This window comes from Streptomyces sp. NRRL S-1813 (assembly GCF_000719605.1).
GTDB classification, from domain to species: domain Bacteria; phylum Actinomycetota; class Actinomycetes; order Streptomycetales; family Streptomycetaceae; genus Streptomyces; species Streptomyces decoyicus.
Genome location: NZ_JOHB01000001.1, coordinates 994829 through 1009154 on the forward strand (window position 1 = coordinate 994829; position 14326 = coordinate 1009154).

The 14326-nt window shown below is 73.4% G+C and carries 12 protein-coding genes; 4 read left to right on the forward strand and 8 right to left on the reverse strand.

All coding sequences use genetic code 11. From position 1 onward, the window contains the following. Positions 1–28: 28 nt before the first annotated feature. From IF67_RS0104520 to ffh, 4 genes are all read left to right on the forward strand, one after another. The gene (locus IF67_RS0104520; RefSeq protein ID WP_030982306.1) at positions 29–1369 is read left to right on the forward strand and encodes an ammonium transporter; all 1341 of its coding nucleotides are present in this window, start codon (positions 29–31) and stop codon (positions 1367–1369) included. Then, a complete protein-coding gene (locus tag IF67_RS0104525; RefSeq protein WP_030084644.1) occupies positions 1366–1704 on the forward strand; it encodes a P-II family nitrogen regulator in 339 nt (112 codons plus the stop codon). Before IF67_RS0104520 ends, IF67_RS0104525 begins: the two co-directional genes overlap by 4 nt. Positions 1705–1938: 234 nt before the next feature. Beyond that, positions 1939–4404, forward strand: a complete 2466-nt coding sequence (locus IF67_RS0104530) for a [protein-PII] uridylyltransferase (RefSeq protein WP_051817588.1) — start codon at positions 1939–1941, stop codon at positions 4402–4404. Positions 4405–4523: 119 nt separating this feature from the next. Further along, positions 4524–6074: a signal recognition particle protein gene (gene ffh, locus IF67_RS0104535; RefSeq protein ID WP_030982310.1), complete on the forward strand. Its 1551-nt coding sequence runs from the start codon at positions 4524–4526 to the stop codon at positions 6072–6074. A 261-nt stretch (positions 6075–6335) separates the two neighbouring features. Here ffh and IF67_RS0104540 read toward each other — a convergent pair whose 3' ends face one another. From IF67_RS0104540 to IF67_RS0104575, 8 genes are all read right to left on the reverse strand, one after another. After that, entirely contained in the window at positions 6336–7508 is a 1173-nt protein-coding gene (locus IF67_RS0104540) for an alanine racemase (protein ID WP_030982312.1), read from the reverse strand. Between the two features lie 2 nt (positions 7509–7510). Beyond that, on the reverse strand, positions 7511–8632 hold the full coding sequence (locus IF67_RS0104545) for an aminotransferase class V-fold PLP-dependent enzyme (RefSeq protein WP_030982315.1): 1122 nt from the start codon (positions 8630–8632) through the stop codon (positions 7511–7513). Beyond that, entirely contained in the window at positions 8629–9615 is a 987-nt protein-coding gene (locus IF67_RS0104550; RefSeq protein ID WP_030982317.1) for a phosphotriesterase family protein, read from the reverse strand. Before IF67_RS0104550 ends, IF67_RS0104545 begins: the two co-directional genes overlap by 4 nt. 54 nt (positions 9616–9669) lie before the next feature. After that, entirely contained in the window at positions 9670–11034 is a 1365-nt protein-coding gene (locus tag IF67_RS0104555; RefSeq protein ID WP_420708597.1) for a YhfT family protein, read from the reverse strand. 3 nt (positions 11035–11037) lie between these two features. Continuing rightward, complete coding sequence (locus tag IF67_RS0104560) at positions 11038–11397, reverse strand: DUF2620 family protein (RefSeq protein WP_030982321.1); 360 nt, start codon at positions 11395–11397, stop codon at positions 11038–11040. Next, entirely contained in the window at positions 11394–11798 is a 405-nt protein-coding gene (locus IF67_RS0104565) for a transcriptional antiterminator (RefSeq protein WP_030982323.1), read from the reverse strand. The genes IF67_RS0104560 and IF67_RS0104565 overlap by 4 nt, the downstream gene beginning before the upstream one ends. Before the next feature lie 199 nt (positions 11799–11997). Further along, positions 11998–12972: a GntR family transcriptional regulator YhfZ gene (gene yhfZ, locus IF67_RS0104570; RefSeq protein WP_030982325.1), complete on the reverse strand. Its 975-nt coding sequence runs from the start codon at positions 12970–12972 to the stop codon at positions 11998–12000. Positions 12973–13051: 79 nt separating this feature from the next. Beyond that, positions 13052–13918: a methyltransferase domain-containing protein gene (locus IF67_RS0104575; RefSeq protein ID WP_030982327.1), complete on the reverse strand. Its 867-nt coding sequence runs from the start codon at positions 13916–13918 to the stop codon at positions 13052–13054. Between the last annotated feature and the right edge of the window lie 408 nt (positions 13919–14326).

Consider the following 14326-nt stretch of genomic DNA (forward strand, 5'->3'; position numbering starts at 1 on the left):
GGGCCGCATCGACGACGAGGAGACGCCGATGCCCCCAGGCATCCTGACGCTTGCAGCAGACAAGGTGACGCTCAGCCCGGCGAACACCGGGTTCATACTGATCTGCTCCGCCCTGGTAATGATCATGACCCCCGGGCTCGCCTTCTTCTACGGAGGCATGGTCCGGGTCAAGAGTGTGCTCAACATGCTGATGATGAGCTTCATCAGCCTGGGCATCGTCACGATCCTTTGGGTCCTGTACGGCTTCGGGCTCGCGTTCGGCACCGACAAGGGCGGCTTCATCGGCTGGAACGGCAACTTCGCCGGCCTCAGCGGCATCGGCCTGACCGAGCTGTGGGGCACCAGCACCATCCCGGTCTATGTCTTCGCGATCTTCCAGCTGATGTTCGCGGTCATCACGCCCGCGCTGATCAGCGGTGCGCTCGCCGACCGGGTGAAATTCACCGCCTGGGCGCTGTTCATCACCCTGTGGGTCACCGTCGTCTACTTCCCCGTCGCCCACTGGGTGTGGGGCGAGGGCGGCTGGCTCTTCGAGCTGAAGGTCATCGACTTCGCCGGCGGCACCGCCGTGCACATCAACGCAGGTGCCGCGGCGCTCGGCGTGATCCTCGTCGTCGGCAAGCGCATCGGCTTCAAGAAGGACCCGATGCGGCCGCACAGCCTGCCCCTGGTGATGCTCGGCGCCGGACTGCTGTGGTTCGGCTGGTTCGGCTTCAACGCCGGCTCCTGGCTCGGCAACGACGACGGCATCGGCGCGGTCGCCTTCGTCAACACCCAGGTCGCCACCGCCGCCGCGATGCTCGGCTGGCTGGCGTACGAAAAGCTCCGGCACGGCTCGTTCACCACGCTCGGCGCGGCCTCCGGCGCGGTCGCCGGACTCGTCGCCATCACCCCGGCCTGCGGCGCGGTCAGCCCGCTGGGCGCCATCGCGGTCGGTGTGATCGCCGGTGTGCTGTGCGCCATGGCGGTCAATCTCAAGTACAAGTTCGGCTACGACGACTCCCTCGACGTCATCGGCGTCCACCTCGTCGGCGGTGTCGTCGGATCGCTGCTGGTCGGTCTGTTCGCCACCGGCGGGGTACAGAGCAAGGCCAAGGGCCTGTTCTACGGCGGCGGCTTCGATCAGCTCGGCCGGCAGGCCGTCGGAGTGGTCTGTGTACTGCTGTACTCCCTGGTCGTCTCGTATGTCCTTGCCAAGGTCATCGACCTGGTGATGGGCTTCCGGGTCGGCGAGGACGAGGAGGTCGCCGGCATCGACCAGGCCGCGCACGCGGAGACCGCGTACGACTTCACCGGCGCGGGCGGTGGCACGGTCGGCCGCAAGGGACCGGCACTCGGCGAGGCCCTGACAAAGAAGGTGGACGCGTGAAGCTCATCACGGCAGTAATCAAGCCGCACCGGCTGGACGAGGTGAAGGACGCCCTCCAGGCATTCGGTGTGCACGGTCTGACGCTCACCGAGGCCAGCGGATACGGCAGGCAGCGCGGGCACACGGAGGTGTACCGCGGCGCCGAGTACACCGTCGACCTCGTGCCGAAGATCCGTATCGAGGTGCTGGTCGAGGACGCCGACGCCGAGCAGCTGATGGATGTGGTCGTCAAGGCGGCCCGCACCGGCAAGATCGGCGACGGGAAGGTGTGGAGCATCCCCGTCGACGACGCGGTACGGGTGCGGACCGGGGAGCGGGGGCCGGACGCACTGTGACGGCACCCCGGCCACAGCGCGGCTCCGGCCCCGGAGCGGCGCTGCGGCCGGGGCCGGAGCGGACGCCCGAGCGGCGGATGGCCGCCCGCCCCGCAGCGACCCACACTGAAGGGACGGGGGACGGCGGGGCCATACGCGACGGCGGTACGGGCAGACGGTGACGGCGGGGGACAACACGACCGAGGAGCGCGCGAGTTGACCGACAACGTCGAGGAAACGGCAGGTCCGGGCGGAGTGCCGGGACCGGGGACCGAGCCCGCGCCCGCCCCGGAAGGCGGCTACCCCGCGGCCCGGCTGCGGCTCCTCCAGGACGAGGCGGCCATCGGACCCGGCCGCCGCGCCGACCTCGCCCGGCTGACCGACGACTGGCTGGCCGGCCTGCTGGCCCGGCACGCCACCGCCGCCGGACTGTCCGGCACCGCCCTGGTCGCCATCGGCGGCTACGGCCGCGGCGAACTCTCCCCGCGCAGCGACCTCGACCTGTTGCTGCTGCACGACGGCCGGGCCGACGCCGGCGCCCTCGCCGCGCTCGCCGACCACCTCTGGTACCCCGTATGGGACCTCGGCCTCGACCTCGACCACTCCGTACGCACCCCCGCCCAGGCCCGTAAAGCCGCCCGCGAGGACCTGAAGGTGCAGCTCGGCCTGCTCGACGCCCGTCACCTGGCAGGCGACCCGGAGCTGACCGCGGCGCTGCGCACCACCGCCTACGCCGACTGGCGCGAGAGCGCCCCCAAACGGCTCCCGGAACTCCATGACCTGTGCCAGGAGCGCGCCGAGCGGCAGGGCGAGCTCCAGTACCTGCTCGAACCCGAGCTCAAGGAGGCCAGGGGCGGGCTGCGGGACGCCACCGCGCTCCGGGCGGTCGCCGCCTCCTGGCTCGCCGACGCCCCGCGCGGCGGCCTGGAAGCCGCCCGCACCCGTCTGCTCGACACCCGCGACGCGCTGCATCTGACGACCGGCCGCGCCACCGACCGGCTCTCCCTCCAGGAACAGGACCAGGTCGCCGGCGCCCTCGGCATGCTCGACGCGGACGCCCTGCTGCGGCAGACCTACGAATCCGCCCGCACCATCTCCTACGCGGCCGATGTCACCTGGCGCGAGGTCGGCCGGGTGCTGCGCGCCCGCTCCGTCAAGCCCATGCTGCGCGGGCTGCTGCACGGCCGTACCGCGGGCAAAGGCGAGCGCTCACCGCTCGCCGAGGGCGTCGTCGAACTCGACGGTGAGGCGGTGCTCGCCCGCACCGCACGGCCCGAGCGGGACCCGGTGCTGGTGCTGCGCGCCGCGGCCGCCGCCGCCCAGGCCGGCCTCCCGCTGGCCACCCACGCCATCCGCCGCTGCGCCACGGCCACCGCCACCCGGCCGCTGCCCGTGCCGTGGCCCGCCGAAGCCCGTGAGCAGCTGGTGACGCTGCTGGGCGCGGGCACCCACACCGTGCCCGTATGGGAGGCCCTGGAGGCCGAGGGCATCATCACGCGGCTGCTGCCCGACTGGGAGCGCGTCCGCTGCCGCCCGCAGCGCAACCCCGTCCACACCTGGACCGTCGACCGCCATCTCGTCGAGACCGCCGTACGGGCCTCCGACCTGACCCGGCGGGTGCACCGACCCGACCTGCTGCTGATCGCCGCCCTGCTGCACGACATCGGAAAGGGCTGGCCCGGCGACCACTCGGTGGCCGGCGAGACCATCGCCCACGACGTGGCGGGCCGGCTCGGCTTCGGTGCCCGCGACACCGCGGTGATCGCCACCCTCGTACGGCACCATCTGCTGCTCATCGACACCGCCACCCGGCGCGATCTGGACGACCCGGCGACCGTCGGCGCGGTGGCCGAGGCCGTCGGCAGCACCGGCACCCTGGAGCTCCTGCACGCCCTGACCGAGGCCGACGCCCTGGCCACCGGGCCCGCCGCCTGGAGCGCCTGGCGCGGTGGACTCGTCGCCGACCTGGTCAAACGGGTCGCCGCGCGGCTCGCGGGGGAGCCCGGAACGGAGGAACGCGGCGCCGCCGAGCCCACCGCTGAGCAGGAGCGGCTGGCGATCGAGGCCCGGCGCACCGGCGGCCCGGTCCTGGCACTGCACGCGCGCTCCGAACCCCCCACCGGGGCCGGGGACGGCTCCGAGGCGCCGGACCGGGAACCGGTCGGCGTGGAGCTGCTCATCGCCGTACCCGACCAGCCGGGCGTCCTTGCCGCCGCGGCCGGCGTGCTGGCCCTGCACCGGCTCACCGTCCGCGCCGCGGACCTGCTCCTGCTCGACCCCGTCGACGAGGGACCGGTCCTGCTGCTGAGCTGGCGGGTGGCCGCCGAATACGGTTCGCTGCCGCGCGCCGACCGGCTGCGTGCCGACCTCGTCCGCGCGCTGGACGGTTCCCTCGACATCCCCGCCCGCCTCGCCGAGCGCGAACGCGCCTACGCCCGCCGTGCGCGCGCCGTACTGGCCCCGCCACCCCGGGTCAGTGTCGCCCCCGGCAGCTCCCGCACCGCGACCGTGATCGAGGTCCGCGCCCAGGACGCGCACGGCCTGCTGCACCGCATCGGCCGCGCCCTGGAGCAGGCCGGCGTCGCCGTCCGCAGCGCCCACATCAGCACCCTGGGCGCGAACGCGGTGGATGCGTTCTATGTCACGGGGACGGACGGGGAGCCGCTGGCCGACGGCGCGGCCCACGAGGTGGCGGCGGCCGTGGAGCGCGCCCTGCGGTAGCGGAGGAGCGCGCCCTGGGGTACCGGCCCCGGAACAGGGCCGGACCGGTTCGCTTGCGCAGCCGGATACCCTAGAAGCCGACCGAACCCCGCCCCCGACCCCGAGGATCGACGACCGCCGTGTTCGATACGCTTTCCGACCGCTTGGCGAGTACTTTCAAAAACCTCCGGGGCAAGGGCCGCCTGAGCGAGGCGGACATCGATGCCACGGCCCGCGAGATCCGTATCGCGCTGCTCGAGGCCGATGTCGCCCTCCCCGTCGTCCGCGCCTTCATCAAGCAGGTCAAGGAGCGCGCCACCGGCTCCGAGGTCTCCCAGGCGCTGAACCCCGCCCAGCAGGTCATCAAGATCGTCAACGAGGAGCTCGTCGGCATCCTCGGCGGCGAGACCCGCCGGCTGCGGTTCGCCAAGACCGCCCCCACCGTGATCATGCTGGCCGGTCTCCAGGGTGCCGGTAAGACCACCCTCGCCGGAAAGCTCGGCCGCTGGCTCAAGGCACAGGGCCACGCCCCGCTGCTGGTCGCCTGTGACCTCCAGCGCCCCAACGCCGTCAACCAGCTCCAGGTCGTCTCGGAGCGCGCCGCTGTCGCCTTCTACGGCCCCCAGCCGGGCAACGGCGTCGGTGACCCGGTCCAGGTCGCCAAGGACTCGATCGAGTACGCCCGTACCAAGCAGCACGACGTCGTCATCGTCGACACCGCCGGCCGTCTGGGCATCGACCAGGAGCTGATGCAGCAGGCCGCGGACATCCGCGACGCGGTCAGCCCCGATGAGGTCCTCTTCGTCGTCGACGCGATGATCGGCCAGGACGCGGTCAACACCGCCGAGGCGTTCCGCGACGGCGTCGGCTTCGATGGCGTGGTGCTCTCCAAGCTCGACGGTGACGCCCGCGGTGGTGCCGCGCTGTCCGTCGCGCACGTCACCGGCAAGCAGATCATGTTCGCCTCCAACGGCGAGAAGCTGGACGACTTCGACGCGTTCCACCCGGACCGCATGGCGTCCCGCATCCTCGGCATGGGCGACATGCTGTCGCTGATCGAGAAGGCCGAGCAGACCTTCAGCCAGGCCGAGGCCGAGAAGATGGCGGCCAAGCTGGCGAAGGGCCCCAAGGAGTTCACCCTCGACGACTTCCTGGCCCAGATGGAGCAGGTCCGCAAGATGGGCTCCATCTCCAAGCTGCTCGGCATGCTGCCCGGTATGGGGCAGATGAAGGACCAGATCAACAACCTCGACGAGCGCGAGGTCGACCGCACGGCCGCCATCATCAAGTCGATGACCCCGGCCGAGCGCCAGGAGCCGACGATCATCAACGGCTCGCGCCGGGCCCGTATCGCCAAGGGCTCCGGTGTCGACGTCAGCGCGGTCAAGGGCCTGGTCGAGCGGTTCTTCGACGCCCGCAAGATGATGTCGAAGATGGCCCAGGGCGGCGGCATGCCCGGCATGCCGGGGATGCCTGGCATGGGTGGCGGCGGCGCCCGTAAGAAGAAGCAGGTCAAGCAGGCCAAGGGCAAGCGCAAGAGCGGCAACCCGATGAAGCGCAAGGCCGAGGAAGAGGCCGCGGCCGCGCGCCGCGAGGCCGCCCAGGCGGGCAACCCGCTGGGCCTGCCGCAGGGTGACCAGGAGCCGCAGAACTTCGAACTCCCCGAGGAGTTCAAGAAGTTCATGGGCTGAGGCCCGCAGTTCCGGATCGAGCCCCTGACCGCCGCGGGTGGTCGGGGGCTCGGTCATGTCCGGGGCGGGCGGTGTCCGTGGATGTCCCCTTGCCTTCGAAGGCCGAGCGTCTGGACCTGCCCCCTTGCCTCCGAAGGTCGAGCGTCTGCACCTGCCCCCTTGCCCCCGGAGACCGACCATCTACACCCGCCCACCCCCCGAAGGGGGGTGGGCGGCGGGGAAAAGCAAAAGGTGTGGGTGGGCGGCGGGTAGGGGGAAGGCTCACGTCGGTTCCCCTACGGGCCGCCCCCATGGGTCGTAACGCCCCGTCAGCTCCGGCGTGCCGCCGGCCAGGCCGGAGACGACCGCGACCGTGCTGCGGGTGACGAACACCTGGGTGCGGAAGGCCAGGACGGCGGTGTCCCCGGGCCGCGCCTCGCCGGGCGCCAGCAGCCGGTAGTAGTCGATGTGCTCGGGCGGGGCGTGCTGCACCGCGAGGCGCGCGCCGGTGCGCGGGATCAGCGCGGAGCGGACGGTGGCACGCGGGTAGAAGCCGCCGCCGAACAACGCCGGCCGGCCGTCGGCGAGGACATGGGCGACCTCGCTCACGTACACATAGCCGGGCCTCTCCGGCTGCCGCGGGCCCGCGGCGTGCAGGGGAGTGGTGCCGGTGAGCGCATGCCCCGGCTCCCCGTGCGTGGCGCCGAGCCGCGCCAGCAGCGGCAGACTCGCCATCGACGTGACACCGGGGGCGCTCAGCAGCAGCCCTGCCGGATCGGCCCCTCTTCGCGCGGCGAGCATCTCCCGTGCCGTACGGGCCAGGGCGAGGTTCGCGGTGGCGCGCGGCCGGCCCGTACCGGGGGCGCAGCGCAGACAGGGGAAGGCCGTCACCCCCGCGACACGTACACCCGGCAGCCGCTCCGCCTCGGCGGCGAACGCCTCGATGCCGTCCGGCGGCACCCCGCCCTCCTGCCCCGGATACCCCGCACCCGGTGCCGCCTCGATGCGTACGAGGAGGTCCTGGACGCGGCCGAGCCGGACGGCCGCCTCCGATACGGCACGGGCGTTGGCGAGGTCGTAGACGGTGACCGCCTCAGGGCGCCAGGACAGCATCTCGGGCAGTGCCCGGTGCGGGATCTGCACCAGATGGCCGAGGTTCCCGGCCTGCGCGCCCGCCGCGTGCAGCACCCGCGCCTCGGGCGGGTCGATGGCGGCGAAGCGCGGGATATGGCGCGCGACGGCCCGGATCAGCTCCGGATTGCGGCCGAGCTGCTTGACCACGAACCAGAGGGAGAGCCCCAGCCGCCCGGCCTCCGCGGCCAGCAGCGCGGCGTTCGCGGTCACCGTGTCCAGGTCCATCACGTAGGTGTCGGGCGGGATGGCGCCGCTTCGGTGCAGCTCGGCCGCACAGGCGACCAGCCGGGGATTGCGGGCGAGGACGGTGTCGAGAAACACGGTCAGTTCTCCCCGTCCGCGCCGCGCCCCAGGTCCGCCAGCGCCCGCCGGAGGATGTCCACCACGAGGTCCGCACCGGCCCGCATGGGGTTGATCCGTACGGCCCGGTCGGCGAGTCGGGGGGCGTCGGCCAGCGCGGAGCCGGACAGGCGGTAGAAGAGCGGGGCGATCTCGTAGCGGGAGTTGGCGCCGACCGGGTACGGGGCGGCGCCGTGCCGTGCCGCGGCGGCCGGCAGCGCGCGGGCGAGCGGACGGGCCAGGCGCACCAGCACACACCGATCCTGCGCGTTGGCGAGCGCGGCCTCGGCGACGCCCGGCACCTCACCGGCCGTCAGCCGCCCGGCGACCTCGGCCGCCACCTGCGACTGCACCGCCCACATCACCGGTACATGCGTCAGTGCCCGCAAGGCGTCCAGCGCCTGATGCCCCTGGACCTGTCCGCCGCCGGAGTAGTTGTCCCGGCGCACCCGCGCCACCAGGTCCGCCGTGCCCACGACGGCGCCGACGCCCTCCGGGCCGTGCAGCTTGAACAGCGAGAAGCAGGAGGCGTCGGCGCCCAGCTCGACCCCGCACTCCGGCACCCGCAGCGCCGCGTAGTTGTCGTCCACCACGGTGCGTACGCCCGCGGCCCGGCAGGCCGTCAGCACCGTGCCCAGGTCGTAGGAGTCCGCGAGGCGCTGCCGGGTGTGCTGGACGTACGCCCAGCGAAAGTCCCCCGAGGCGAGTGCCAGGGCAGGCTCCCGCGGATCGTTGAAGTCCGCTTCGACGGCCCGTAGGCCCAGGCCGCGCAGGGTGTGGGCGGTGGTGCGGTAGACCGGCGCGCGGTGGATCAGCAGCCGGTCGTCCGCCTCCAGGACGGCCGTGAGCGCGGCCCGGATCGCGCCGGTGCCCGCGCCCTGCACCAGCGCCGCGGCCTCGGCCCCGAAGAAGTCGGCGAGCACCGCCTCGACCCGGGCGGTGGTACGCGGGCGGCCGGGCCCCGGCACCACTCCGGCGTCCGCCGCGAAGAGCTGGGGCCCTTCGAAGTGCCGGGCGGTGCACTCCAGCAGCCGGAACTGCCGGGCCAGGGCCTCGGGCACGGTGACGGCCGGAAGGGGGAAGGTCCGGGGCAGCCGCACGCTCATGCCGGGGCGCCTTCCGGCGGCCGCCCGCCGTCCGCCGACGGCCCGCCGTCCGCCGTGTCCCGCCCCGTGAGAAACCGCAGCGGATTGCGCCGCGTCAGCCCGTCGATCAGCTCCTCGTCCATCCCGGCGGCCCGCAGCCGCGGCAGAAAGGACCGGAAAAGATGCCCGTAGCCCATACCGCCCTCGCTGACCAGGTAGCCGTGCCGGGAGACATCGCAGCTGAGCAGCACCCGGTCGGCGTACCCGGACTCCACGAGCGCCAGCAGCAGCCGCAGCCGCACCCGGTCGCTCTGGTAGCTCTCCTTGCCGACCGTGTCGAACGCGATGTACGCACCGGCCGCCGCCAGCTCCCGGTGCACCGCCGGATCGTCGAGCAGGTCCTGATGGCCGATGCTGACGCGGTGCGGCGGCAGTCCGGCCGCCGTCAGCAGCTCCAACTGGGCGAGGCCGCCGCGGCCGAACTGGGCGTGGGTGGCCACCGACAGGCCGGTGTGCGTGGCGGCGAGTGCCGCCGCGGTCAGCGTCCGCGCCTCCGGCTCGCTCGGCCGGTCGCCGTGGCTGCCGACCTCGCCGATCACCCCGGGACGGATCCCGGAGCCACCGCAGCCGCGCTCGATCTCCCCGACCAGCGTCCTGGCCAGCCGTTCGGCGCTGGTGCGGCTCAGCTCGGCGGGGTGGAACGGCTCGTAGTACCAGCCGGTCGCCGCGATGACAGCGACCCCCGAGTCCGCGGCGATCCGGGCCATCGCGGCCACATCGCGGCCCATGCCCCGGCAGGTGAGCTCGATGAGCAGGGAGAGCCCGAACTCGCCGCGCAGCGACGCCAGTTCCTCGGTGATCGCGGCCCGGTGCCCCGGCGTCAGGGTGGCCGCGCTGTCGGCGCCCCGGGTCAGATCCAGCGCCAGATGCTCATGGGCGAGCACCGGTCCGCGCACGGCGGAGGCGGGCAGGGGGCCCGTGACGGTTTGCAGCAGATCGTTCATCAATGCCTTCCCGGCCGCCCGGCGCGGCCGAACCCCGTCCGGGAGCGTGCCCCGTCAGGAGGTGAGAGGAGTGAACAGGTCCAGCCAGTACAGGACGTTGAGCAGGACACCGCCGACGACGACCGCGGCGGGCCCCGCGGCGGTCCCGACCACGACCCGCCCCATCGCCTCGTTCAGCAGATACAGCCCGCCGACGAGCAGAATGCCCAGCCCGCCGCCCATCGCCTGGGCGGCCAGCAACGAGCCGAAGAGAAGCGCCAGTTGCAACGTCGCACCGATCGCGCCGCGCAGCTGCTCGGAGGAGTCGCGTACGGACGGCAGCCCGCCCAGTACCCGGCCGATCCCGCTGAGCGCCAGCACCTCGACGGCGAAGACCAGTGCCCCGCACACCAGCGCCCACCAGGCACTCGGCAGCAGATAGCCGATCGGGTAGACGAACGTGAAGCCCGCGATGCCGTACGCGCCGGAGGCCAGCGCGGTGGTGGCGATGAGCGGCAGGAACCCGAAGGCGCGGTAGAAGTCGACCTGTGCCGCCTCCGCTGACCGCCCTTTGGCGATCAGGAAGCTCGTCGCCTCACCACCGCCGAATATGTGCAGCTGCGCCAGCAGACACACCCCGGCGCCCAGTGCCATGAACAGCGGCAGATGACGGCGCAGCCGGGCCGCGCTCGCGCTGAACAGCGACACCATGGGGTCGTCGTCCGGCACAGCGGACCGCTCCTGTGCCGTCCCGGCCCGCTGGGTACGGCGCTGCCGCAGGTCCTTGGCGACCGCGAAGCCGATCAGCAGCAGCACCCCGGCGGCCATCGCCGGCGCCCCGGCGAACACCTTCGGCCACAGCTTCATCGTGAGGACGACGAGGGCGAGTTCCACCGCGCCCGCCACCGCGCCCGCCGGCCTGCCGAACTGCTTGCTGATCGCCAGCACCGGGAAGAGCGTGAACAGAAACAGGATCGGCGTCGCCATCTGCTGCATGGCCGTCAGGAAGTCGACCGGCAGCTCGTGCGCCATCTCGTTGGCACCCTTGAGCCCGAAGACCACCACCGCGCCCCAGGCCGCACCCAGCACCGGCGCGAGCCACTTCCGCGGGGCGAGAATGCCCAGCAGATCGGTCGGCAGGAACACCAGCCAGGGGTTGAGCACACCCGAGGACAGTGCCATCGGCGCGCCCAGACCGAAGATGAAGCCGGCCGACAGGCCGAAGGAGACCGCGCCGGTCGCCGTGCGGGTGGTCCGCCCGTGCAGGAAGTCCAGCATGAACGGCCGTACGCCGTCGTTGAAAACCGCCAGCGCCAGATGCGCCAGATACGCGGTCAGTGCGCACAGCCCGATGACGGTCAGCTGCCCGGCCACCGGGAAGTCGAGCCCGCCGGCCGCGGCGGCCGGGCCCGGGTGCACGGCGGCGGGGAGGCTGCCCACGGGTCAGGCCGTACGGGCGGCGAGGGCGCGGGCGAGTACGGGGGTGACCGCGTCCATCTGGTCGAGGGCGTAGCCGAAGACCCGCTTGCCCTCGTCGAGCAGCGCCTCGATCTGCTCCGTGGTGGGCACCGACCGCCCGAAGGTGTGGCAGGCGGCCGACCCCAGCAGCCCCACCAGCACGCCGAGCGAGGCCCCCGCCCCGGTGTGGCAGGTACCGAGGAAGTAGTCGGCGCGCCCGGCCCGCAGCGCGGCCGCCGCATCCATGTCGTTGCTGACGGCGATCTCGACGCCCGGCAGTCCGAGTCCGGTCACCTGGCCGGCGACCTCGGACTTGCCGACGCCGCCGGTGAGGATCTTGGTCATGGGGTGTCCCTTCGCGGTCGGGCCGCGGGCACCGCCGGGCCCCCGCGCCATACGGCCAGATGCAGTGCCAGGAAGTGGACCTCCGGGCCGGGGAGCGAGGCGCCCAGTTCGCTCTCGGCCCGGACGGCGACGGCGCGGGCGCGGGCCAGCGCCTCGGGATGGGCCGCGAGCTCCTCGGCCACCGCCGCCTCCGTACCGGTCGGCTCGACGGTCCCGCCGTCCAGCAGCCGGGTCAGCGCCATCAGCAGATGACTGGTCAGCATTCCGGCGCTGTCCTCGGTGACCGGCCGCCCCTCGGCGGACAGCGTCTCCAGCTCGGCCGTCACGAACGCGGCGACCTCCGGCCGCACCTGCCCGCTGTCGCGGAAGAGCCGGATGCGCCGGGCGAGCCGGGAGTCCATGGGCGGCCGTCCTTCCCTCGAAGGCAACAGTAACCAGGATTCTGGATTTTTCTCCCTGACGTGCCGTCACTTTTTGCCGTGTGGCCTGCGCTTCGGCCGCCCGCTCCGCACCACGGCCGGCGCCCGCCCGCGGCGCCCGGGTGCAGGGCCGGCGCGGGACGTCCTTGCCGGGGCGGGCCGCCCGAGCCGCCCCCGCGCATCAGTACGCGGGCACCCGCTCGCCCCGCAGCACCTCGTCCTGCACGGCCGTGACCGCCGACAGATCCACCGCATCCCGCACGGCCGCCAGCGCCCCGGCCCCCGCCGCCTCCCCCGTACGGCCTATCAGCGCGGCGCTCGTATGCCGCACCGCCAGATCGCGGGTGAGCTCGTCGCCCAGGGGCAACACCTGCACCTCCGACCCCAGTTGCCCCGGCACCTCGTCGAGGTTCCACACCGTCGCATCGGCCCGGCCCTGCGCCAGCGCCTCCCGCACCTGCGGAGCGGAGCACGGCACCCACGCCACCCCGGGGCGGTGCGCAAAGACCCGCTCGGCGAGCATCCGCTGATCCTCCGAGGCGTCGTCGACGGCGATCCGCAGACCGGGGGAGCCGAGCGTGACACCGGGCCGCAGCACCAGGCCGTGCGCGCCGATGTAGGTGCCCGGGCCCAGATCGGCGATCAGCTCGACGGACTGCCGCCCGGTCAGCCGGTCGGCGGCGAAACGGGACAGCACCGCCAGCTCGGCCCTGCCCTCGGCCAGAGCCGTGAGCCGGGCGGCCGCGCCCCGCAGGAAGGTGATTGCGAAGGGTGCGCCGGCCTCCTCGAAGGCCGCCCGCAGTCCCGTCGCGAGCCCCTCGAAACGCCGGGAGTGCGGCAGCGGCATCGCGGCCTGCACCGCGCCGAGGCCGGACAGGCGCCACAGGGCGGCCCGGTCGGACCCGACGAGGAAGGTGCCCAGGTGGCCCCGGGCGACCGTCTTGATCGCGCCCGCCTCCTCCAGCAGCCGCAGCGCGGACTGCACCGTGCCGTTGCCCACCCCCAGCAGCTCGGCGACATCGCGGACCCGCGGCAGCCGCGCGCCCGCCCCGTTGGAGCCCTGCCGGATCAGCAGGGCCGCCAACTGTCGGGCGGCGTGCCCGTTGCGGGTCAGAAACCGCTCGTCGAGGCCGCCGGGGCCGAGGATGCCGTTCACACAAATGACAGTAAACAGGATCCTGGATACTGCCAAACGCCCGCCGGACGCCCATCCCGCACCTGCCGCCGCCCCGCTGCTACCTCGTCCGCGCGATCAGATAGCGGAAGACATTCGGCATCCACACCGTCCCGTCCGCCCGCTGATGCGGATGCAACGCCTCCGCTAGCTCCTTCTCCACCTGGCGCTGCTCGGCCGCCTCCAGCGCCGCGTCGAACAGTCCCGTCGACAGCAGCCCCCGCACCGCGCTCGCCAGATCCGCATACCCGAACGGGCAGGCCACCCGCCCCGAACCATCGGGCCGCAGTCCGGCCCGCTCCGCCAGCTCCTCCAGATCGTCCCGGCTACTGGGCCGCCACCCGGCGGCACCGACGGCGCAGCCGCCCGAGGGGCCGGCCGGCCCCTGTGCCACCCGCAGCACGCCGACCGTGGCACACCGCTCCACGGGACCCCAGCCGCCCAGCACCACCGCGCTGCCGCGCTCCGACAGCCCGGCCGCCGCGGTGAGCGACGCCGTCAGCCCCTCGACCGTGCTCACACAGCCCACCGGGTGGAACGCCGTGACCACATTGAAGGGGGCGTCCCCGGGCGCTGCGTCCTCCAGACCGCCGCTGACCAGCCGGGTGTGCTCCGGCATACCGTCCGGCGTGAGCCGTTCACGCGCCAGCTCCAGCCGCGATTCGTCCGCATCCGCCCCGCTGACCTGCGCGCCGCGCGCCGCCGCGAGCAGCAGCGCCAGACCGGAGCCGCAGCCCAGCCCCAGCAGACGGGTACCGGGACCGATCCCGAGGCGGTCGTACGCGGCTTCGTACAGCGGCACCAGCATCCGCTCCTGGATCTCGGCCCAGTCACGGGTGCGCGCCCGTGACCGGGCCGGAACGGGCGGGTCGTCGCAGCGCATGGATCCGGAGTGCGGAAGCTGGTGCCGCACGAGCGTGGGTGACATCGAGAGCGCCCCTATTCGCCGAGAACCCGAAGCTGGCCGTACCGATCGCCCCCGTGTTCGCGCGTTGTGCGCCCCCGCAATCCAGACAACTGCGCATCCGTCCGGGCGTCCAGGGGGTGCGCCGGGGTTGTCTCCCGCGCGCCCCCGTGTGCGCCGGGCCCGCTCCCTGGAGCGCCGTTCCAGGGTGCCCCGGCCGGTGCCGTCCCGCCACGGCAGTGCCCGCCACCCGGCCGCATCCCGCGCCCCCGGGTGCCGTGCGGTCATCCGCCGCCACGCCCCCTACGGTGGGACGCGAGCCGGTGCCGGGCGGGCACAGGCAGGCCCCGTACGATCGCCGCGGTGATCGTTTGCCCCGGCATACGACCGGCTACGCCATGCGGCGTACGCGGGGATACGTACCGGCTTGAG

What these genes read in the sequence shown, in the direction of transcription:
- IF67_RS0104520 (WP_030982306.1), top strand. Translation starts at nt 29, where the DNA reads ATGCCCCCAGGCATCCTGACGCTTGCAGCAGACAAGGTGACGCTCAGC.
- IF67_RS0104565 (WP_030982323.1), bottom strand. Translation starts at nt 11,798, where the DNA reads ATGGACTCCCGGCTCGCCCGGCGCATCCGGCTCTTCCGCGACAGCGGG.
- IF67_RS0104560 (WP_030982321.1), bottom strand. Translation starts at nt 11,397, where the DNA reads ATGACCAAGATCCTCACCGGCGGCGTCGGCAAGTCCGAGGTCGCCGGC.
- IF67_RS0104575 (WP_030982327.1), bottom strand. Translation starts at nt 13,918, where the DNA reads ATGTCACCCACGCTCGTGCGGCACCAGCTTCCGCACTCCGGATCCATG.
- IF67_RS0104545 (WP_030982315.1), bottom strand. Translation starts at nt 8,632, where the DNA reads ATGAGCGTGCGGCTGCCCCGGACCTTCCCCCTTCCGGCCGTCACCGTG.
- IF67_RS0104550 (WP_030982317.1), bottom strand. Translation starts at nt 9,615, where the DNA reads ATGAACGATCTGCTGCAAACCGTCACGGGCCCCCTGCCCGCCTCCGCC.